Origin of the sequence: Sphingorhabdus lacus, from assembly GCF_009768975.1 — a bacterium.
GTDB classification, from domain to species: Bacteria; Pseudomonadota; Alphaproteobacteria; order Sphingomonadales; family Sphingomonadaceae; genus Sphingorhabdus_B; species Sphingorhabdus_B lacus.
Map to the genome: position 1 here is coordinate 133,276 of NZ_CP035733.1, position 20,284 is coordinate 153,559.

The window sequence follows — 20,284 nt, forward strand, 5'->3', positions numbered from 1 at the left end:
CAAAATCCACAGGGCAACCAAATAGGCAGAGATTTAATCGTTAGAATGTCGAGCTTTGCTCGACTTGGGAGAGGAAAAATAATGACACAAACAATGAACAAGCTTGATCTATCAAAAATTGATGAAGCGCTCGATGAAATGCCTCTCAACCGTACACATTACACGGTGTTTTTCTTCTGCTTCCTCCTGTTTTTCTGTTACGGATATTGCTTACAGGCTCTCGCATTAGTAGTCCCTCTTCTGGCCACCGAATGGAAGCTGTCGGCCGATGCCTTTGGCATCGCACTGACGGCAGCGGTCGCCGGTCTTGGTGTGATGAGCGTTGTTGCGGGATCGCTGGGTGATCGCTTCGGGCGTCGACCGTTCTTGATCCTGGCTGCGTTGCTAATTGGCTTGGGCTGCCTTGGAACAGCGTTAAGCACGGATGTAACATCGCTGGCACTATGGCGGTTGCTGTCCGGCATCGGCTTGGGTCTGTCGCTTCCAAATGGTATGGCGCTCATCGCTGATTTTGTACCTACCCGACGCCGGGTGGTTGCCATGACTCTGCTCAGCGGGGGCGTTGCAATTGGTACCATCGCAGCCGGCTTGCTGGCGCCGGCCCTGATCGCAGCGGGAGGCTGGAAGCTTCTTTTTATCGTTGGCGGTATCCTGCCTTTACCGCTTGTAGCCATCATGTACTTCTGGCTGGACGAGTCTCCTCGCTTTCTGGCCAAGAAGCACGGTTATACGCCTGCTCTTCGGGCCTTGCTCGAAAGGATGAACATCGTTGTAAGCGATCTTGGCCAAGCTGAGAGCATGTCTCAAGAAAACGCAAAGACTGCGCCAACTACCGCTTCAATGGGCCGCTACTTGCCGCTGTCGATACCCTATTGGATACAATGCGCGCTCACTGGCACCTTCATGTACGGATTAATGAATTGGACACCGGTTCTCTTTCTGAACGCAGGTGCCAGCGAAGCTGATTCGCTTCGTTCTGTCGCATATTTGAACGCAGGGGGCTTTGCTGGAGGCTTCATCCTTTCGATGCTGCTCGATCGTTCCAAGGACCGTGTACTTTTTGTACCTGCTGCAGCTTTCGCGTTCGCTGCTGCTGTGTATTTAGGCGCTGGCACCCTCATCGCTACAGCCGGTTACTCTGTGACCGCGCTGTTTTTAGGTCTTGCGTTGGGGACATCCTTCATTGCGATCGGACTCGCATCGCGCATTTACCCTTCGGAGATACTTGCTACATCTATCGGCCTTGCTGCTGCCATCGCAAGTCTTGGTGGAGTGGCTGGCCCCTTGGCCGGAAGCTGGATCGTCGCGCAGGGCTTTCCTGTGGGCACCTCTTTTGGATTGCTTGCGGTGCCGGCAGTAGTTTGCGTGGTCGCCGTATTGGCGGTCCATTTCATCAATAAGCGCTTCAAACGTTAAACATTGGCAGAGGGGGCACTCGGGGCGACAACGCTCGAATACAAGCAAATACCAGCGCTTCCTCTCTCGCTGGCATGTTCAATGGTTTAGCCAAGCCAAATCGGCGCAAAGTCTTGAGTGGGGAATGGGTATGGAGAAGAAGTTTGCTGTCGGTACTTTTGCTATTGGTGCCGCATTGCTTGTGTCGGCCATCGGTGCGATGCAGTATCACCGCACAAATCAAGGCGCAGAAATCACTTTTTCAGCGCTACTTGGTAATGGTGATAACTGGCCTTCTGGAGGCAGGGATTACAGCGAGCAGCATTTTAGTCCTCTAACGCAGATCAATGTCGACACGATCAGCAAGTTAGGGCTGGCATGGTCTCTGGATCTTGAGGGAGAAAATTCACTTGCCGCAACACCCCTTGCGATTGATGGCGTACTGTATTTTTCGGGATCAACGGCGACGGTCTATGCCGTTGATGCCCTGAGCGGAAAGATCCTTTGGAAATTTGATCCGGAGTCGGGACGCATGGATCCGGAGCGGATGCGCTACACGCTGCCTGTCAATCGAGGCGTTTCCTTTGCGAACGGCAAAGTTTTTGTTGGTACGCTTGATGGCCGCCTTATCGCGCTTGATGCCAAGACGGGTAGGGTGAATTGGGATGTGCTCACCATCGATAAAAGCTCCAAGCGAGCAATTACGGGAGCGCCACGCGCATATGGCAACAAGGTTCTGATCGGTAATGGCGGCGGCGATTTTGGCGAGCGCGGTTATATTACTGCTTACGACACAGAGACGGGCAAGCAGTTATGGCGTTTCTTTGTTACGCCGGGATCTCCCGAGGAGAATGCCGGTGATCCCGTCATGGAAATGGCTGCAAAAACTTGGACAGGCGAATATTGGAAGACGGGGACCGGCGGGACTATTTGGAATGCCTTTACCTACGACCCGGAGTTGGATCGCGTCTATCTCGGCACGGGCAATTCGGGACCATATAATCCGGCGGTGCGCAGCCCCGGCGGCGGTGACAATTTGTTCCTGGTTTCCATTGTGGCAGTGGATGCAAAAACCGGAAAATATATCTGGCATTATCAGATGAACCCGCGGGAAGCTTGGGACTATAAAGCGACAGCGAATATTCAACTGGCTGAGCTCGAAATTGAAGGAAAGCGTCGAAAAATACTCATGCAGGCACCGACCAACGGATTCTTCTACGTTCTTGATCGCGAAACCGGCAAGCTTCTTTCAGCCGAAAAGATTGGCAAGGTTACTTGGGCCGAGCGCATAGATCTCAATACGGGCCGTCCTGTAGAAGCCCCCAACATCCGATATGAAAATGGACCGGTTACTGTGTACCCAGGGCCTTGGGGTGCGCACAATTGGCAACCGATGTCGTACAACCCCGTTACCGGCCTCGTTTACATCCCTTATATGCAGGTTGGCACACGTTTCTGGACGGACAAGGATGCCCCTCTTGGTGGCTTGATGATCGAACCAGTCATCGACGGCGAGGGCGATGGCAAAGGCAAGCTTCTTGCGTGGGATCCCGTCGCCCAAAAAGCCCGATGGTCGGTCGATTACGATTCAATGTGGAATGGCGGTATGTTGTCCACTGGCGGCAACCTTGTATTTCAAGGTATTAATGACGGCACGTTTAATGCGTTTGACGCCGCGAATGGTAAGAAGCTCTGGAGTTTCGATGCAAAACTGGGAATTATTGCGGCGCCCATCAGCTACTCTGTGAAGGGGACTCAATATGTCTCCATCCTCGTCGGATTCGGAGGCGCTACGCAAATGCAATCGAGCTTCATGAAGGGAGGATGGAAGTATAACGCGCAACCTCGGCGGCTGTTGACCTTCAAACTAGGCGGAGCCGCCAAATTGCCAGCGACGGCACCGCGCGATACAGCCGTCTATGCGCTCGACGATTCCAAACTCGCAATCGACGCTGCTGCAGCCAAACGCGGTGAAGGGCTTTATGGCGCTAGAACGTGCATGTCTTGCCATGGCATCGGTTTGAAATCTATGGGCTCGCCTGGACCTGATTTGAGAGAGTCAGGTATAGCGCTTGACCGAAAAGCATTCACGGAATTCTTGCGATCAGGCGCGATGGCATCAAAAGGCATGCCAGCATTTCCTGAGATTACCGACAGAGATGCGGGTGATATTTACATGTATATCAGGTCCGGTGCGCGTGATGCTGTAAACCGTCATGAATCGAAAGATACGAAAGGGGCGGGCAAATTTTGATTCTGCCATGCGGAGTGCGCTGATTACTGATTGCGCTAGCTGGTTTGGAAAAATCGGATCAGGCTAAAGTCGAACGTGGTCCGCTTGGCATTCGCCGCTCCAATTCAGCAGCTATGAATTTGCCTGCCACCAATATGAAATTTGCTAACCGAGATTCATGAAATAAAATGGAATTGTTGTCTGACCCCTTCGCACTGGGCATGGCCTGTTTGGCGGTGACAATTATTGGCATGGGCAAAGGCGGCTTCTTTGGATTGGGAGCGATGGCAACGCCGCTACTCGCGCTCGCGCTGCCTCCTGCAATAGCTGCCGCAATTCTTTTGCCGGTGCTATTGGCGCAAGACGCTGTCAGTGTCTGGTCTTTTCGCGCTAGTTGGGACCGCTGGATCGTAAGCTGGATGTTGCCCGGTGCTGTGGCCGGAATAGCATTTGCAACGTTTTTCGCAGCCAATGTCGACGAGGCTATGCTCATCGCTACGCTTGGCGTGATTACGCTTTCATTTGGAATTTACCGTCTGTGGCTAGAGCGAGGTGGGCGGATCGCGGCTCCTTCCAATTCACCAGGATGGGTTGGTACTTTATTTGGCGTCGGAATGGGCGTCACCAGCCAAATTGCTCATGCGGGTGGTCCGCCATTCCAGATGTGGGTCACCCCGCGCCGTTTGGACAACCAAACCTATGCCGGAACAACTTCTGTCCTGTTCGCCCTTGTAAACTGGATCAAGGTGCCAGGTTTCGTAGCTTTCGGTGCCTTGAATCGCCAAACACTAATGGCTGCTGTCGTCCTTATGCCTCTGGCGATCATCACAACATTGGTGGCGGTCAGGGTCATTCGGCGTTTGGATACGGCGCGGTTCTATACGATGATCCATGTCATAATGGTTTTACTGGGCGGGAAGCTAATATGGGACGGGGTCACGTGAATTGCGTATGCGGCCGGAACGGAGATTGGACGTTGCCACTCATGGGCATCCAGGAAAGCGAACATACGACAATAGGTTGTAGCTTGTATAATCTAACTTAAGTCTGCCTGATTGACTGACAACTTTGGGAATGCTACTCCGATTGTCCGCCAATGAGGGAGCTCCCCTCGCTGCTCCAAGAAGCTTCGAACGATGCAAGCTCGCACACTCAGTGAAAAGATTTGGGAAGCGCACCGTATCCGCGACGTTGATACATCTACGCTCCTGTATATTGATCGGCACTTTGTATTCGAGGTCACAAGCCCGCAAGCGTTCGAAAGCTTGCGGGACGCGGGCCGACAGGTGCGGCGACCCGACGCTACTTTGGCCGTCGCGGATCACAACATACCAACGCTAGAGGGCCGAACTGAGATGTCGGCCAGCGAAGACGGGCAAGCACAATTGCGCCTTCTCCGTGAAAATACGACTTGGGCGGGCATTTCCTATTTCGATATGAATGATCGGCGACAAGGGATCGTACACGTGATCGGCCCTGAGTTGGGACTAAGCCTGCCAGGTATGACTATTGCCTGTGGCGATAGCCATACCGCCACTCATGGGGCGTTCGGTTCCTTGGCTTTCGGCATCGGTACTTCCGAAGTCGAACATGTATTGGCAACGCAGACCTTGCTTATCGAGCGTCCCCGGACAATGAGGATCATAGTCGAAGGTGCGCTACCGTTTGGGGTTACAGCCAAAGATCTCATTCTGACAGTAATCGGTCGGATCGGAACTGCCGGAGCGCGGGGACATATACTGGAATTTGCTGGTCCAGCGATCAAAGCTATGTCCATGGAGGCGCGCATGACTGTTGTCAGCATGTCGATTGAAGCAGGCGCGCGTTGTGGATTGGTTGCACCGGATCAGACCACGCTCGAATATCTAAAAGACAGGGAGTATGCGCCAAAGGGTTCTGATTGGGACCAAGCTGTGGCCTATTGGCAGACTCTTTTTAGTGACGATGATTGCCAATTCGACAGAGAGCTTACGATTAACGCAAACGAAGTCGAGCCGACAGTGACTTGGGGTACGAGCCCTGAAGATACTTTGCCGATTTCGGGTTTCGTGCCAGATCCTGCAGATGCGGCGAGCAAGAATGGCAGAGACGCAATTCAGCGTTCAATTGACTATATGGGTCTTCGTTCGGGCCAACCTATCAGCGATCTAAAGATAGACCGGGTGTTCATCGGCTCTTGCACTAACGGGCGGCTGGAGGATTTGCGTTCGGCCGCCGAAGTCGTGAAAGGGCGCCATGTTGCTTCTCATGTCCGGGCATTAGTAGTTCCCGGATCGACTGCCGTGAAGCAGCAAGCCGAAAGTGAGGGTCTGGATAAGATATTTCTTGATGCTGGGTTTGAATGGCGCGAATCTGGGTGCTCAATGTGCGTGGGCTTGAATGCGGATCAGCTCGGTTGGGGTGAACGATGCGCTGCGACGTCAAATCGGAACTTCGAAGGACGGCAAGGTGCAGGAGGGCGGACGCACTTGGCCAGTCCGCCTATGGCAGCAGCGGCGGCTATTTTCGGCCATTTTGTCGATGTGAGGGTACTGAAATAGATGCCGACATCATTTACTAGGGTCAAGAGCATCTCAGCTCCACTGGCAATAAACAATGTTAACACCGAGGTCATCAGTCCGAAGGATTTGATGCGGGCTGTCACGCGGAAGGGCTTGAGTTGGGGGCTTTTCCGTCCTTATAGGTTTAACGAAGATGGCACGGAAAAAGCCGATTTCGTTCTTAATCGGGAACCATGGCGAAATGCCGAGATTATTGTAACTCTGGAAAATTTTGGTTGCGGCTCTTCGCGCGAGCACGCCGTGTGGGCGCTTTCCGATTTCGGTATTCGCTGCATTATTGCGATTTCATTCGCCGACATATTTTTGAACAGTTGCCTGAAGAACCGCTTGCTGGCGATAACGTTGGAGCGTTCTGAAGTGGAAGCGATACTCATCGAGGCGGAGGCCGGCGCTGAGGTTGAGGTGGATCTGATGCTCAATGCTGTTATCCTTGCGGACGGCACCACATTCTCGTTCAAACTTAATGAACTACACCGGCACCGGTTACTTGAGGGTGTGGACGACATCTCCGAGACTTTACAGTTTGAACAAGAAATCAACGTCTTTGAGCGCGCGTACCACGACAAGCATCCTTGGCTCGGCAAGAAGCTAGAATTGGATTTGAAATAATGGATTTATTACTTTCTGGCCGTGGCGCAGTTGTAACAGGGGCGAGCCAAGGCCTTGGAGCGGCGATTGCCAAAGCCTTGGCAAAAGAAGGCGCGGTTGTTTGCCTAATAGCAAGAAACGAAACTGCTCTGCGAGACGTTGCGAAAGATATTCAGGATGCAGGTGGAACGGCCCATATTTGTCCTGCCGACCTTGCTGATCCGGACGAGATTTCCCGTGTTTCTTCAGCGTGTTTAAGTTTGCTTCCGACACTCGACGCGCTCGTCAACTGCGCTGGAGCAACAAAACGCGGTGATTTCTTCGAATTGACAGATCAGGACTGGGCTGATGGCTATGGTCTCAAATTTCACGCCACCGTCCGCCTCAGCAGAGCGCTTTGGTCAGGCCTTAAGGCCTCCGGCGGAAGTATTGTCAACATCGCCGGGCTTGGTGGACGAATGCCGGAGGGGGACTTCACTATAGGCGGCTCGGTAAATGCAGCTTTGTTGAATTTTACCAAAGCACTGTCTCAGGTGGGTATCCGCGACGGGGTGCGTGTAAATGCGATTAATCCCGGCTTTATCGAAACTGGTCGATTAAGGAGATCATTGGAAGCTACCTCCGAGCGTGATGGTGTGACGCCCTCTGATGCGGCGGCCCATCTGCTGGCTAAACTGGGAGTTGGCCGATTTGGAAAGGCGGAGGAGGTGGCAGCGCTTGCCCTTTTTATGCTGTCACCGGCAGCAAGCTATCTAAACGGCACAGCGATTGAACTTGATGGTGGAGCACGTCGATCGATTTGACCTTCTGACAACACTGGGTATTTTGATGTATATGTTAAGCAAATTAAGCACCGCGAACCGCTGTAAGGAATAGAATGGATCAACAGAGTTTACGTATCGTTCCGAAGCCTGTCCGGGAACAGGCCGAAGAAGCATTGAGGCATGCCATCGTTAGCGGCCGTTATCCGCCGGGTACGCATTTGTCTGATCGTGCCATTTGCGAAGAACTTGGCGTTAGTCGCAGCATAATTAGGGAGGCGATCCGTTTGCTCGCCGCCGAAGGTCTTGTGATGTCTATTCCGCACAGGGGCACCTTTGTGGCTTTCATGTCGTCTGCCGAGGCAGTCCAGATCTACGAGGTGCGGTCGGCGCTGGAAGCGCTTGCAGGTAAAGCGTTTGCCACGAGAGCTTCGGACCAAGAGAGGCGCGAGCTACGAGCGGTGGTTGAACAAATCGCTCAGGACGGCATGGCGGAAGAGCGAGGAACTCTGCTGGAATTGAAGCAAAGGTTCTACTCAATACTGCTCCAAGGCTCCCGAAATGCGTACGTAGCGCGAATGCTCGACCAACTCCTCAATCGCAATATGAGTCTTCGCGCAACGTCGTTGTCCGATCCCGATCGTTTGCAACAAACCATTTCGGAATTACGCAAGATTGTGGAACGTATAGAAGATCGTGATGGTGAAGGCGCGGCTGAAGCTTGCCGCGAACACGTACGGGCTGCAGAAAACACTGCGCTTCGCATATTGCGGTCCCAAGAGGCAGCGGATGGCGCGGCTAAAAAGGGTGTCCCGACCCGCTGACCTGGCAATGCGATTTTGAATTTGTTTTGGGCCAAGCGATCGCAAGTCTTTGGTGGGTGACGGGAATTAGCGGAGCTTCACGAGATTCCAGGTTAGGTGGACTTATCTTATTCGTGAATTAATCCGATGCAGTGAAAAGCCGCGTACGTTCCTATTTAGTACGCGTGAGATATTTGATGATTGCCTGTCGTTGCTCCGCATTGCTTACGACAACTGTCATGCGCGTTCCAGGGACGACACGGCTTGGTGCTGCCAGGAATGCATCCAACGTCTTCGCATTCCAGACTGTTTGGTGCTTTTTTAATGCGGGAGAATAGTTGCTAAACGCCGTAGCCGCTGCCCTGCGTCCAACGACGCCGCGGAGGTTAGGTCCCATGGGTCCCGGTTTGCGGTCGGCGGCAACCGAATGGCAAACTTGGCACTTGGAACGAAAAGCCTGCTCGCCTGCGTCCACTGTCTGAGCGCGGGCAAGGCTGGATAGTGAACCCGCCGCAAACGAGGTGAACGCACCAATTGTACAAACCATTATAACAAACCGAACCTTCATGCTTCCTCCTAAGTGTTTCGATCGCATTCGAACCAAAATTGTGAAAAGTAGCGCATAGACTTTTTATTTTTGATCTATGTCAAATATATATTTTCCTTATCGAGTTATCTTACTTTGATTTCCAAATAAGAATCCGTTTTCTACGAATACAGTGATGAATTATAATCCATAATTATTTATCGGTGACTGCATTCTGCAGCACTGAGCATGATTGATACTATTTAAATTGAGCATGGGAGTTCGAAATGATTGATGCGGGAGATGTTCTGATCGTGGGTGCTGGGCCAACTGGCCTTTTTACCGCGCTTGCTTTGGCTCAAGAAGGTGTTCGGGTCACGGTGATTGAAGCCGAGTCCGACATCTGCGATGCGCCCCGTGCTCCTGTCTATTTCCCCGTGACGATGACAGCTTTTGAGAAGATGGGAGTACTTGAGGATCTCGACAATGAGTCCGTTCGTGTGCGGACAGTCGGTCATAGGGTCCCTGAATACAATTTTCATACCCAGTTGTCCTTCAATGTACTTCAAGGTGTGACTTACGCCTACCAGCTCCATGCTGGGCAAGATGTTGCCGCACGAATTGCATGCGAACATGCCCGACGCCTCGGCGTCCAGGTCTTGTTCAACCACAAACTTGTCTCGTTCGAGCAGCATCAAGACAACGTTATCACAGTTGTTGATGGACCGGAAGGAAAACTTTCGTTCCAGTCAAAGTGGCTCATCGGATGCGACGGTGCAAGGAGCACGGTCCGCAAGGCGTTGAACGTCGAATACGAGGGTTTTACTTGGCCTAATCGCTTCGTGGCAACGAATGTCTATTGCGATTTCCGAAGCTTGGGTATCGACGATGCAGGCTTTATTTGTGATCCGGTGCATTCAGCCATGATTTGCGTCATCGACAAGAACGGTTTATGGCGACTGACCTATCAAGAAGATGGATCCTTGCCTGAAGAGACGTTTATGGACCGTCTTCCGGAGCAATTTGCAGCGCATATTCCGGTGGGTGTGAAATACGAGCTCGCAGCAGCCGCACCTTATACCATTCATCAGCGTTGCGCATCGAAAATGAGGGTCGGCCGTGTAATGCTGGCGGGGGACTCCGGCCACTGCACCAACCCGATGGGAGGGTTAGGCTTCACGACCGGGATATGGGATGGTTTGGTTCTTGCCGATGTTCTTGCTGCAGTGATGCGTGGTGAGGAAGACGAGTCAATTCTGGACCGCTATTCGGAAGAGCGTCGCAGAGTATATCTTGATATTTCTTCGCCTGCAGCGTCGTCGAATAAGCGCATGATCGAGCAATCAGACCCCGAAATCCGGAGGGCGGATATGGCGCGAATGAAGGAAATTGCTGAAAATCCCGACCTTACGAGATTAATGATGTGCTTCCCTTTCCGGACCATAGGCAACGTGTTGCGGCCAAATTCGCGATGGAGAGACATTTCGAAGTCAGTTCGCGATGCTGGTATCGACATCGATTATCACAAATCTCAGTTCCTCTAAGCATGAGACGGCGCTGTCGGCGATCAATATCGCCGCAGCGCCTGCACTTTTTGTGGAATGCCTATTCTCCCTGAACATCATTAGTGTCAATGTGGTCGCGTAGTTTTCATCAGGGGGAGTCTGATCGTGCCGCATTTCATTTTCAGAGGAACTGATGCCCCAGGAATGGCCGCTACGAGGTCGGAAATAAGAGAATCACACCGATCCTATATTCGCACATCATCACCTGAGTGCAGGGTTGTAGCAGGCGGACCACTTGTTAATGATGCTGGTGATACAATGTTTGGTACCATGCTGATACTAGAGGCAACGGATCGCGATGCCGCGCTGCAATTTCTCGCTGGTGACCCCTATTCCAAAGCGAAATTGTTCGCTCATACCGAAGTTGATCGCTGGCAATGGGGGTTGGGTGATTTGATAAAAGTCCCATAGCTATCATTTGCCGAACGGTATTGGATGTTACCTCAGCAGGAACAGCATGCAAAAAATGCAGGCTTAGACAGCGATCTCAATTTCTCCGTCGCGCACAGTGACAGGGACTGGGTCAAGCATCTTGCCTTCACATGCGCCCGAAAAACACATTCCATCTTCCAGCCGAAACAGCGCAAAATGTCGACGACACATCAGGGCAGTTCCGTCAGATGAAAGAAATTCATCTTCCTTGATGTTCAAAGGCGAGGAGTAGTGCGGGCAAAGGTTGAGGTAACCTCTGATCTGGCCTCCGCGGTTTACGACAAACATGCGAAATGCTGAGTGCCCCGCGCCAAATACAAATTCCTTTGTTCCTTCGGGGCCGAGCGCAGACAATGGGCCTAGCCGCGTTCCAGGCGCAGGAGCCCGCGGCCTCGTCGTCCAATAAGCAAGGTTCGGACCAGACTCCGGGTCAGTTTCGGTCATGCCAAAGTGGTCAGCGCTTGTAGAAAGGTGGAAGCTGGGCATCGACATTGACCCAGACTGATTTAGGTTGGGTATATTCGCGCATCGCTTCGAAGCCCATTTCGCGACCATATCCTGACATGCCAACACCGCCGAATGGTGAGCCAGGGTGAACACGCTTGTAGCAATTGATCCAAACCATCCCCGCATAGATGTTCTTTGCAAAGCGGTGTGCGCGGGTCAGATCTTGTGTCCATAGACCTGCGCCGAGGCCGTAGTCGGTGCCGTTCGCGATCTCCAGTGCTTCCTCATCGGTCTTAAAGGTAAGGACAGTCACAAATGGTCCGAACACTTCCTCGCGCGCAACGCGATCGCTAGCTTTCGCCCGTACGATGGTTGGTTCGACGAAATAGCCATTCGCAAGGTCGTCACCTCCGGGGTGCTTGCCTCCGGTGAGGATTGTTCCCCCTTGTTCACGGGTAACTTCGACGAATGCCAGCACTCTTTCTTGGTGGACCTTCGATGTAAGTGGTCCCATTTCAGTTTCAGGATCCAGGGGGTCTCCGAGCCTGATCGATTTTGCCAACGCGACAAATCGCTCAAGGAATTCTTCGGCAATGTCTTCGTGGATGATGATCCGAGAACCTGCGATACAAGCTTGGCCCTGATTGTGGAAAATCGCGAATGCCGAGCCGCCGACGGCTGCGGGCATATTCGCGTCGGGGAAGATTATGTTTGGGCCCTTGCCACCCAGTTCAAGCTGCACTTTCTTCAGGTTTCCGGCCGACATTTCAACAATACGGCGGCCTGTCGCGGTAGAGCCAGTGAATGAAATCTTGCCGATGCCAGGATGTTCGGCGATGCGTGTGCCAGCGGTATGGCCATAACCGGTTACGATGTTGACTACCCCGTCTGGGAAACCCACTTCTTGAATAAGTTCGCCGATGCGCAATGTGGAAAGTGGCGTAATCTCCGAAGGCTTGATAACGACAGTATTGCCCGCAGCCAAAGCGGGTCCCATCTTCCAACTGGTAAACATCAGCGGGAAATTCCAAGGCACGATTGCGCCTACTACGCCGATCGGTTCACGCTGGACATAGTTCAGAAATCCGGCATCGACCGGAATAACCGAACCTTCCAATTTGTCTGCCATGCCGCCGAAATAGCGGAAGCACAAAACTGTTCGTGGTACATCTAAACTTAAGCAATCGCGGATCGGATGGCCGGTATCGGTCGCTTCTAGACGTGCGAGATTCTGTGTTTCCGCTTCGATTTTGTCGGCAAGCTTAAGCAGCAGGCGTCCACGTTCGTGGGCGGGCAGGGCGGCCCATCCGGGGGCAGCCCGTGCCGCAGCCTCGACGGCCAGATCGACATCGGCGGCCTGAGCGGCCGCGATATTGCAAATAGTCTGACCAGTATAGGGGTTCGTAACGGGAATAGTTTCACCTGAAACGCTGTCGACCCACTGGCCTCCGATCAGCAGTTTCGTTTGGTAAGTGGCAGTCGACATCGTTTCAGGTCCAATCCTTGTTAATCAGAAAGTGACAGGAACCACCGGCGCTTCGCCGCTGGCAATCAGATCAACGATCTTGGGCGAGCCATTCTCCCAGACAAGCAGCATCGACCGCTTGGTCGAATAACCAGTGTGGCGGATGTCGGCAGGCATACAGGCAATATCACCAGCCTTCATTTTTACCCGTGCACGCGGCTTTCCTGTGACCCGGTCTTTGACATCCCAGTCAATCTCGTCTGAGAATTGCAAGAACCACTCGGCGCGGTCGTTGCCGTGATCGATCGGCAGGATGTATTCCTCGCTGGTCGGGCAGAACAAACTTTCACCGACCACGGAACACACGCTGGGATTCCACGTCACGTCTGAGCGAGACAGGTAAGCAAACAAGTTGTAAGCACTGACTTCGTTTTCAAAGCCGGGTTCAGGTTCAACGGTCGGCGCATCCTGAGGAACGTCCGCAAACTGGCGGTTAACCGGGAAACCAATTTCGTCGGTCCTGACTGGCGTATCACCGGGTAAGCCGACCATACGTTTTGCTGTGACTCGCTCGCGGCCGATTGCATCGGGATTAGCGCCATTTTTGCCACCCCAGGCAAGTCCGGTTTCCATCGGAGCTGCAAATGGGTCGAAACCTTCATTGGTCCAGTCCGCTAGCATTTCCTTGAAAATGGCCATTAGCGCGGCGGAGTCGAATAACTCTTCATGATCGCGACCCGCCTGAGTGTAGGCGTCGTTAAATTTGCCCGCGAACATCGTGACAGTGCCGTAGTGATTGACGGTGCCCAGAACGTGGTCGAAGTTAACCGTACCGTAGAAGAAGCCCCAAGCTACATCCCGCATCAGCGCGCGCAGGAAAGCATCGATCGACATCACATGATTGCCGGACGGAAAGGTTATGTGTGCAAAATATTCGTCGCGGCGGAAGCCGAAGCTGCCGACACGAAACGCGCGATAGCCGGTTGCATTGTCGAGGCCCAACGCCTCGGTATCCTTACTTGCATCGTCGCGTGTGATAGTCGGTGTATCATTGGACATTGCCATGATTATTCTCCTAAAATTCTTTGATCAGGCTTCAGTCTGGCAAATCGTTGCCCACTTCTCGACCGTTTCCGGTCCAAGTATGGTCTGCATGATCGCCGCTGCTGGCTCGGCTGCACTTAAGCGATAGGCGCTCCCAACAGGGAGCATCGCCATGTGGCCTCGGCGCAGGACGATTCGACCCATCTTGCGCCCCTCGGGGTCACCGGGTAAACGGTGCGCACCCTGGCTGTCCGGTGCCACTACAGCATCGGGATCATCCAACTTGACGAGATGAACTTCAATTTCTCCGTCCATAGCTACAACGAACTCGTCATGAGCCGCGCTGTACCATGGAGAATCGCCTTCGGCGCGAAAGGCCTCGATTACATATTCGAAGTTTTTGCCAACGGCGATCCGCTCGTAGGGGGCTGACGTGTCAGCCACTTCAAAGACATTCGAAAATACATAGTTGCGAGGATTATCATTAATGATTGTGACGCGCCCTTTTTCATAGTCGCGCAACGACCCGAATCTGGTGGTGATTGTCATCTAGCTCTCCTTGTCGTTTCTCTGACCGGATCAATCTAAACCCTGTGAATGTGCGGCTGTAGGCTGGTCTCACTTCGTGAAGTTTGATGCCAACCCCGCACTATCCACAGTGCGTCGGACGTGGTCCGAAAAAGACTGTGGACGTTTTAGGCAACGTTGTCTAGTTAAAGTCGCATTGCGAATACAGAATCGCTGAAGTGCATGCTGGAGCACGTGATTTGGCGGTAGTCCGATCATAATTTTGCCGGTGATATGCAATGGAGAGGTTGAGAACTGACAGATGGAAGAGTTCGACTATATTATCATAGGAGCAGGAACGGCCGGTTGCGTACTTGCAAACCGACTTAGTGAAAACGGGTCGAAGCGCGTGATGCTTGTTGAAGCAGGGCCGCCGGATCGTAGTATCTGGATCCAGATTCCTGCAGGGCTACCAAAAGTTCTGAACAATCCGAATTATAACTGGCGCTTTTCTTCGGAGCCAGAAAAGAACACGCACGATCGCGTTATCCCAATTCCAAGAGGTCGCGGGCTCGGCGGGTCGAGCTCTATAAACGGAATGTTGTATGTCCGCGGCGATCCAAGCGATTTTGACCAGTGGGCACAGGCGGGCAACACGGGTTGGTCGCATGACGACGTTCTTCCCTACTTCAAAAAATTTGAGCGCTTCCCGGAAGGCGATGCCAAAACACGTGGTCATGACGGGCCCATGGAGATTACTCGGGGAACTGAGACCCATGAATTGCCAGAAACTTTTCTGGTGGCCGCGCAAGGTGAAGGCTTTGCTTACAATCCCGACTATAACAGCGGAGAGCAGGAAGGATTCAGTCACCTTCAATACACGCAGAAGAACGGGCGCAGATGGTCCTCCGCCAAGGCTTATCTAGATCCTGCTCGGGGTCGGTCGAACCTTACCATCGTTACGGATGCCATGACGACAAGCCTTACCATTGAAGGCAAGCGTTGCACCGGCATTACCTATCTCAAGAACGGTGTTGAAAGCCAAGTACGTGCCAACGCGGAAGTGATCGTCTCAGCGGGTGCTGTCCAGTCGCCGCAGATACTTGAAGTTTCTGGTATCGGACGGCCGGAGGTGCTTCAAGCGGCAGGTGTGGCAGTGCGTCACGAATTGCTTGGTGTCGGAGAGAATCTGCAGGACCATTTCGCCGTGCGTATGATCTGGAAAGTCACCAAGCCAATAACATTGAATGAGAGAAGTCGCGGCCTCTATGTAGTCAAAGAAGCCATCCGCTACGCTTTCACTGGTCGTGGAATTCTTAGCTCCTCGCCCGCGCTTGTGTGTGGCTATGTAAAAACGCGGCCGGACGTTATCGCTCCTGATATCCAGTATCAGTTTATAGCGGCGAGTTATTCAGATCCGACTATTCGCAAGCTTGATCCTTATCCAGGCATGACTGTGAATGTTTGTATCGCGCGCCCGAATTCGCGCGGAACAATCCACATTACGTCTTCGGATCCAAAAAAACCGCCAAAGATCCAGCCCAATTTCCTTTCTGATCCTTCGGACTGGCGAACGATCACGGCTGGTATGAAGATTTGTCGCCGCATAGTACAGAACGATGCGTTCGACGAATATCGTGGCGAAGAGCTTCATCCAGGAAAGGATGTACAGTCGGATGACCAATGGCTTGATTTTGCAAGGCGGCGCGGTCAGACGGTTTTCCATCCGGTGGGCACCTGCAAGATGGGCCCGGCTTCTGATGCGACCGCTGTCGTTGATCACACCTTGAGGGTTCATGGCATTGCCGGCCTTCGGGTCGTCGATGCGTCAATCATGCCTAACATTGTTTCAGCCAACACGAACGCGGCAGTGCTCATGATCGCGGAGAAAGCGGCCGATATGATTCTCAGCGCTGACCCGCAGTAATATTGCCAGTCAGTCCGGCGGATTCCGTCACGAAAGGAAGATGGTCTAATGATACCTGCAAGCAAAGAAAGCGCTGTAGAATCTGCTGATTGGGACACAAAATATGAGATGAAGGCCGTCGCGCTACTAACTTTGGCGTTTGGGCTCGTTGGTCTCGATCGCTGGATCATTGCTCCTTTGGCGCCTGCCATGATCCGTGACCTTGGCATGACGCCTCAGGATATGAACAATCTTATAGCTGCACTCGGCGTAACGTGGGGTTTGGCGGCGGTGTTCATGGGAGGGCTGTCTGACCGGATTGGACGGCGCGCAGTTCTAATTCCTGCAATAGTGCTATTCTCGCTAATGTCGGTCGCCTCCGGCATGGCTGCAGGCTTCATGGGTTTGTTGCTGATCCGCAGCTTGATGGGCTTGTGCGAAGGGGCTTTTTGTCCCACCAGTTTTGCTGCAACTGCCGAAGCGTCGAAACCTTCTCGTCGTGGTTTCAATCAAGGACTTCAGCAAAGCGCCTTTGCTTTATTTGGTTTGGGTTTCGGCCCCATTATTGCAACCCAACTTCTTGGCGTCGTTGAATGGGAAGTTGTGTTCATGCTGGTGGCTTTGCCTGGCCTGATCCTAGCTTTCCTTCTGTGGCGCGTAATCCGGGAACCTTCTAAAATCGGCGCGTCCGAAATCGTAAAAGATCTCAATCCGGCAGAGCCCGCTCCCATTGCGGATTTATTCAAACACCGGAACATCCCTCTCGGCATGGTAGGACTTCTGTGCGCGATGTGCGGAATATTTGTGCTTAGCGCGAACATACCGCTCTATCTGACCGAAGTGCTCAAACTCAGCCCAGTCGAAATGGGTTTCGTTACTTCGGCGCTCGGTTTCGGAGGTTTCGCCGGTCAGTGGGGCTTGCCCGCTTTTTCGGATCATTTGGGTCGCCGCCCAGTCGCGATTGTCGGCTTTGTAGGGGGCGCCATGTTACTGTGGTTCTTCATGCAATGCGGACCCAATGTGCCGGCGCTTTTTGCTCTGCTGTTTGCAAGTGCGGCATTCAGTTTTGGCCTACTTTCGCTGATTACCGGCCCCATCGCCACCGAGGCCGCACCCATCGGACGGATTTCGACCACTGCAGGTTTGATAATCGGCACAGGAGAGATTTTCGGAGGAGGTCTCGCCCTGGTCGTCGCGGGCATGGTGATTTCCACTTATGGGATACCAGCCATGTTGTACCTTGCACTCGGAGGGCTGGTCTTGGGTGGCATCCTAATGCTCTGGTTAAAAGAGACGGCACCCCGCCGTATCGCGGTGTTGCAAAGCTCCGCCACCGCCGTGACCTGACTCATTCGAAAGCTCAACAGATGAAACCATTTTCCTATTCAGCACTCCCTTCCAAAGTCACCTTCGGCTTCGGAACTCTTCGTCTTGTTGCTGAAGAGATGCAGGCATTGGGCTGCAAGCGCGCTATCATACTCTCAACGCCGCAACAGGTCGATGCAGCCGATGCACTATTGGCGCAACTCGGTGAAATGGCCGTGGGTCGTTTTTACGAGGCTGCAATGCACACACCTATAGATGTAACCGAACGGGCAGTCGCCGAAGTTATTGCAGTCAATGCGGACTGTACGGTCGCTCTTGGGGGAGGTTCGACGATAGGGCTTGGCAAAGCGATCGCACTCAGGACGGATCTGCCGCAGATCGTGATTCCTACGACCTACGCTGGCTCGGAAGCCACACCAATTATCGGGCAAACCCAGAACGGCGTTAAAAACACCGAGCGTACGCTCAAGGTGCTGCCCGAAGTTATCATTTATGATGTCGATCTGACACTGACATTACCTATCGGCCTGACAATCACATCGGGCATGAACGCTATCGCGCACGCGGCAGAGGGATTATATGCTAAGGATGGCAACCCCGTTATCCAAATGATTGCAGAAGATGGGCTGCGCGCGCTTTCAAGTGCGCTCCCGCTTTTGTATGCAAACCCGCTAGACAAAGAAGCACGATCAAATGCGTTGTACGGGGCATGGGCTTGTGGGGTGACGCTGGGATCTGTCGGCATGTCACTGCACCACAAATTATGTCATGCCCTTGGTGGTACATTCGACTTACCGCATGCCGAAACCCATACCGTCGTTCTACCGCATGCCATGGCGTATAACGCGTCTGCCGCACCGGAAGCGATGGCGCGGATCGCGCGGGCCATCGGCGTCGCCGAGGCGCCCCTTGGCCTGTTTGAATTGGCAAAATCACTTGGCGCGCCAACAAGTCTGAAAGAGCTGGGCATGCCCGCTGATGGCATTGAGCAAGTCGTCACGCTAGCTGTGAAAAGCCCTTATTGGAATCCCGCAGCGCTTGATGCTTCAAGACTGCGTGTGCTTTTACAAAACGCTTATGAAGGGCGCCCTCCGGAGAATATGGCTTAGACAAATATTTGGGATGAGGATGAGCAAGTGTCAGATTTTGAAGAGCAGAAGATTACACCGGCAGTGCTTGAGAGCTTTGGCGAAACGCCGGATCCTCGTCTGCACGCTCTTGTAGAAAGTTTGACCCGCCACCTGCACGCCTTTGTCCGTGAAACACAGCCGACACAGGAGGAATGGGCGCAGGGGATCGAATTTCTAACTGCGGTAGGCCAGAAATGTGACAACGTCCGGCAAGAGTTCATCCTTCTGTCTGATGTACTTGGCGTGTCTATGCTGGTCGACGCGGTCAACCGCGATATTGGCAGTGCGGAAACGGATACGACCGTGTTGGGTCCTTTCTTTGTCGAGAACTCTCCCATATTTGCGCAAGGCGCAGATATAAGCAGTGATATCAAAGGTGATCCTCTTTATGCGGATGTATTGGTGCGCAGTGTAGATGGATATCCCCTTAAAGGAGCTAAAGTGGAAGTCTGGCAGTCGGACGCCGAGGGGTTCTACGATGTGCAACGTCCGGGAATCGCCGAAGGGTTCAGTTTAAGGGGCACCTTCAGTTCAGACGAGGATGGCAGGGTTCGCTTCTGGTCGATTCTGCCAACGGCTTATCCTATCCCGCATGACGGACCGGTCGGGGCATTGCTTAAAGCGACTGGACGGCATCCGTGGCGCCCGGCCCACTTGCATTTCAAGTTGAGTGCCGCAGGGTACCAGACCATTGTGACACACCTTTTTGTGAAGGGTGATCCCTATCTCAAATCGGACGCGGTATTTGGTGTAAAGGACGCACTTGTTTGCAACTTTCCCCGCCATGCTGCTGGCAACGCGCCAGACGGTCGCAAGATGGAAACACCTTGGCATACCCTTGGCTATGAGTTCGCTCTCGCACCCGATCGGAATATGTGAGCTATGTGCTTTACTCCCCAGTCGCAACGAGAAAATAGCAGGTGTAGCCGAGCAGTATTGTACTTTGATGGAGGTGTAGATTGGCTAAAGTAGAAATATCGCGCAGGAGGCTTGTGCAGGCCGGCGTGGCCGCATCTTTCTTGCCGTTGAGTTCTCGGGCGTGGGGTAGTAGCTACACCGGCGGAAAGCCTAAAAAGCTTCACCGGCTACTTGTGGACCGAACGATTCCGGAAAGTGTCAGGCTCGGAACCTTCGCTGATTTATTGGCGGACGAAATTATAGAATTTGATGGTGATCTGACCCGGCTTTGGCAGGACGAGCTACGCTTGCAATGGCCAGGTGGCCCGCGAACAATTGGCGGGTTGACCCGGCCAAGCGTTCTTATGGTGCTGGAGCAATTAGGTCGAGATCATGGTGCGCGTATTATATTCAGTGCTGAGCATCAGCATCGCGGAGGCGGCATTCAACATGATCTGATGGGTTGTAGTGAACTGCTCGAAGACCCAGAATTTTGCAGCGGTCATGATTGGGTTGCGGAAATGGCGCGATACATCGCAGCAAGCCCTACGCAAACTCCGGCACGCAAAGCTTCCACCCGATATACAACACACGCGCAAACAGGATTGTCCCAAGATCAGTCGCGGCTGGTGACATGGGTAATGGCTCCTGTTCTCTCGAACAAACAACGGCCCAATCCAGAAATAGTGAGTTAACAA

Annotated in this window: 19 protein-coding genes; 14 read left to right on the top strand and 5 right to left on the bottom strand. The window is 53.1% G+C overall.

Going from position 1 to position 20,284, the window contains the following annotated elements:
- Positions 1-81 precede the first annotated feature (81 nt).
- From EUU25_RS00640 to EUU25_RS00670, 7 genes are all read left to right on the top strand, one after another.
- On the top strand, positions 82-1,416 hold the full coding sequence (locus EUU25_RS00640) for an MFS transporter (protein WP_158897553.1): 1,335 nt from the start codon (positions 82-84) through the stop codon (positions 1,414-1,416).
- A gap of 124 nt (positions 1,417-1,540) precedes the next feature.
- Positions 1,541-3,649 carry a PQQ-dependent dehydrogenase, methanol/ethanol family gene (locus EUU25_RS00645; RefSeq protein WP_158897554.1) on the top strand — a complete coding sequence of 703 codons (2,109 nt, stop codon included), beginning with the start codon at positions 1,541-1,543 and terminating at the stop codon, positions 3,647-3,649.
- 167 nt (positions 3,650-3,816) lie between these two features.
- Positions 3,817-4,572, top strand: a complete 756-nt coding sequence (locus EUU25_RS00650) for a sulfite exporter TauE/SafE family protein (RefSeq protein ID WP_158897555.1) — start codon at positions 3,817-3,819, stop codon at positions 4,570-4,572.
- Between the two features lie 192 nt (positions 4,573-4,764).
- A complete protein-coding gene (gene leuC / locus EUU25_RS00655; RefSeq protein WP_158897556.1) occupies positions 4,765-6,168 on the top strand; it encodes a 3-isopropylmalate dehydratase large subunit in 1,404 nt (467 codons plus the stop codon).
- Positions 6,169-6,798, top strand: coding sequence for a 3-isopropylmalate dehydratase small subunit (gene leuD, locus EUU25_RS00660; protein ID WP_158897557.1), 630 nt, complete (start codon positions 6,169-6,171; stop codon positions 6,796-6,798). It abuts the gene before it with no gap.
- Positions 6,798-7,580, top strand: a complete 783-nt coding sequence (locus tag EUU25_RS00665) for an SDR family oxidoreductase (RefSeq protein ID WP_158897558.1) — start codon at positions 6,798-6,800, stop codon at positions 7,578-7,580. The genes leuD and EUU25_RS00665 overlap by 1 nt, the downstream gene beginning before the upstream one ends.
- 74 nt (positions 7,581-7,654) lie before the next feature.
- Positions 7,655-8,362 carry a GntR family transcriptional regulator gene (locus EUU25_RS00670; protein WP_158897559.1) on the top strand — a complete coding sequence of 236 codons (708 nt, stop codon included), beginning with the start codon at positions 7,655-7,657 and terminating at the stop codon, positions 8,360-8,362.
- 151 nt (positions 8,363-8,513) lie between these two features.
- On the opposite strand, the gene EUU25_RS00675 is transcribed toward EUU25_RS00670, so the two are convergent.
- Entirely contained in the window at positions 8,514-8,936 is a 423-nt protein-coding gene (locus EUU25_RS00675) for a c-type cytochrome (RefSeq protein ID WP_343032373.1), read from the bottom strand.
- 218 nt (positions 8,937-9,154) lie between these two features.
- Here EUU25_RS00675 and EUU25_RS00680 point away from each other — a divergent pair, with 218 nt between their 5' ends.
- Entirely contained in the window at positions 9,155-10,411 is a 1,257-nt protein-coding gene (locus tag EUU25_RS00680; protein WP_158897560.1) for an FAD-dependent oxidoreductase, read from the top strand.
- 126 nt (positions 10,412-10,537) lie between these two features.
- Entirely contained in the window at positions 10,538-10,843 is a 306-nt protein-coding gene (locus tag EUU25_RS16675; protein ID WP_158897561.1) for a YciI family protein, read from the top strand.
- A gap of 63 nt (positions 10,844-10,906) precedes the next feature.
- On the opposite strand, the gene EUU25_RS00690 is transcribed toward EUU25_RS16675, so the two are convergent.
- The 4 genes from EUU25_RS00690 to EUU25_RS00705 all read right to left on the bottom strand — a co-directional run bounded on the left by EUU25_RS00690 (position 10,907) and on the right by EUU25_RS00705 (position 14,369).
- Positions 10,907-11,218, bottom strand: a complete 312-nt coding sequence (locus EUU25_RS00690) for a Rieske (2Fe-2S) protein (RefSeq protein WP_222848815.1) — start codon at positions 11,216-11,218, stop codon at positions 10,907-10,909.
- Between the two features lie 100 nt (positions 11,219-11,318).
- Positions 11,319-12,797: an aldehyde dehydrogenase family protein gene (locus tag EUU25_RS00695; RefSeq protein WP_158897562.1), complete on the bottom strand. Its 1,479-nt coding sequence runs from the start codon at positions 12,795-12,797 to the stop codon at positions 11,319-11,321.
- 24 nt (positions 12,798-12,821) lie between these two features.
- Positions 12,822-13,841, bottom strand: a complete 1,020-nt coding sequence (locus EUU25_RS00700; protein ID WP_158897563.1) for a hydroxyquinol 1,2-dioxygenase — start codon at positions 13,839-13,841, stop codon at positions 12,822-12,824.
- A gap of 24 nt (positions 13,842-13,865) precedes the next feature.
- On the bottom strand, positions 13,866-14,369 hold the full coding sequence (locus EUU25_RS00705) for a cupin domain-containing protein (protein WP_158897564.1): 504 nt from the start codon (positions 14,367-14,369) through the stop codon (positions 13,866-13,868).
- 280 nt (positions 14,370-14,649) lie between these two features.
- Between EUU25_RS00705 and EUU25_RS00710 the strand changes: the two genes are divergently transcribed.
- The 5 genes from EUU25_RS00710 to EUU25_RS00730 all read left to right on the top strand — a co-directional run bounded on the left by EUU25_RS00710 (position 14,650) and on the right by EUU25_RS00730 (position 20,281).
- Positions 14,650-16,254: a GMC family oxidoreductase gene (locus EUU25_RS00710; RefSeq protein ID WP_158897565.1), complete on the top strand. Its 1,605-nt coding sequence runs from the start codon at positions 14,650-14,652 to the stop codon at positions 16,252-16,254.
- 48 nt (positions 16,255-16,302) lie between these two features.
- The gene (locus tag EUU25_RS00715; RefSeq protein WP_158897566.1) at positions 16,303-17,580 is read left to right on the top strand and encodes an MFS transporter; all 1,278 of its coding nucleotides are present in this window, start codon (positions 16,303-16,305) and stop codon (positions 17,578-17,580) included.
- A gap of 20 nt (positions 17,581-17,600) precedes the next feature.
- Positions 17,601-18,668, top strand: a complete 1,068-nt coding sequence (locus tag EUU25_RS00720) for a maleylacetate reductase (protein WP_158897567.1) — start codon at positions 17,601-17,603, stop codon at positions 18,666-18,668.
- A gap of 27 nt (positions 18,669-18,695) precedes the next feature.
- Positions 18,696-19,568 (top strand): intradiol ring-cleavage dioxygenase, encoded by an 873-nt coding sequence (locus EUU25_RS00725; protein ID WP_158897568.1) that lies wholly within the window; start codon positions 18,696-18,698, stop codon positions 19,566-19,568.
- An 80-nt stretch (positions 19,569-19,648) separates the two neighbouring features.
- Positions 19,649-20,281, top strand: coding sequence for an RNA-dependent RNA polymerase family protein (locus tag EUU25_RS00730; RefSeq protein ID WP_158897569.1), 633 nt, complete (start codon positions 19,649-19,651; stop codon positions 20,279-20,281).
- Positions 20,282-20,284 lie beyond the last annotated feature (3 nt).

What these genes read in the sequence shown, in the direction of transcription:
- EUU25_RS00640 (WP_158897553.1), top strand. Translation starts at nt 82, where the DNA reads ATGACACAAACAATGAACAAGCTTGATCTATCAAAAATTGATGAAGCG.
- EUU25_RS00645 (WP_158897554.1), top strand. Translation starts at nt 1,541, where the DNA reads ATGGGTATGGAGAAGAAGTTTGCTGTCGGTACTTTTGCTATTGGTGCC.
- EUU25_RS00650 (WP_158897555.1), top strand. Translation starts at nt 3,817, where the DNA reads ATGGAATTGTTGTCTGACCCCTTCGCACTGGGCATGGCCTGTTTGGCG.
- leuC (WP_158897556.1), top strand. Translation starts at nt 4,765, where the DNA reads ATGCAAGCTCGCACACTCAGTGAAAAGATTTGGGAAGCGCACCGTATC.
- leuD (WP_158897557.1), top strand. Translation starts at nt 6,169, where the DNA reads ATGCCGACATCATTTACTAGGGTCAAGAGCATCTCAGCTCCACTGGCA.
- EUU25_RS00665 (WP_158897558.1), top strand. Translation starts at nt 6,798, where the DNA reads ATGGATTTATTACTTTCTGGCCGTGGCGCAGTTGTAACAGGGGCGAGC.
- EUU25_RS00670 (WP_158897559.1), top strand. Translation starts at nt 7,655, where the DNA reads ATGGATCAACAGAGTTTACGTATCGTTCCGAAGCCTGTCCGGGAACAG.
- EUU25_RS00675 (WP_343032373.1), bottom strand. Translation starts at nt 8,936, where the DNA reads ATGCGATCGAAACACTTAGGAGGAAGCATGAAGGTTCGGTTTGTTATA.
- EUU25_RS00680 (WP_158897560.1), top strand. Translation starts at nt 9,155, where the DNA reads ATGATTGATGCGGGAGATGTTCTGATCGTGGGTGCTGGGCCAACTGGC.
- EUU25_RS00695 (WP_158897562.1), bottom strand. Translation starts at nt 12,797, where the DNA reads ATGTCGACTGCCACTTACCAAACGAAACTGCTGATCGGAGGCCAGTGG.
- EUU25_RS00700 (WP_158897563.1), bottom strand. Translation starts at nt 13,841, where the DNA reads ATGGCAATGTCCAATGATACACCGACTATCACACGCGACGATGCAAGT.
- EUU25_RS00705 (WP_158897564.1), bottom strand. Translation starts at nt 14,369, where the DNA reads ATGACAATCACCACCAGATTCGGGTCGTTGCGCGACTATGAAAAAGGG.
- EUU25_RS00710 (WP_158897565.1), top strand. Translation starts at nt 14,650, where the DNA reads ATGGAAGAGTTCGACTATATTATCATAGGAGCAGGAACGGCCGGTTGC.
- EUU25_RS00715 (WP_158897566.1), top strand. Translation starts at nt 16,303, where the DNA reads ATGATACCTGCAAGCAAAGAAAGCGCTGTAGAATCTGCTGATTGGGAC.
- EUU25_RS00720 (WP_158897567.1), top strand. Translation starts at nt 17,601, where the DNA reads ATGAAACCATTTTCCTATTCAGCACTCCCTTCCAAAGTCACCTTCGGC.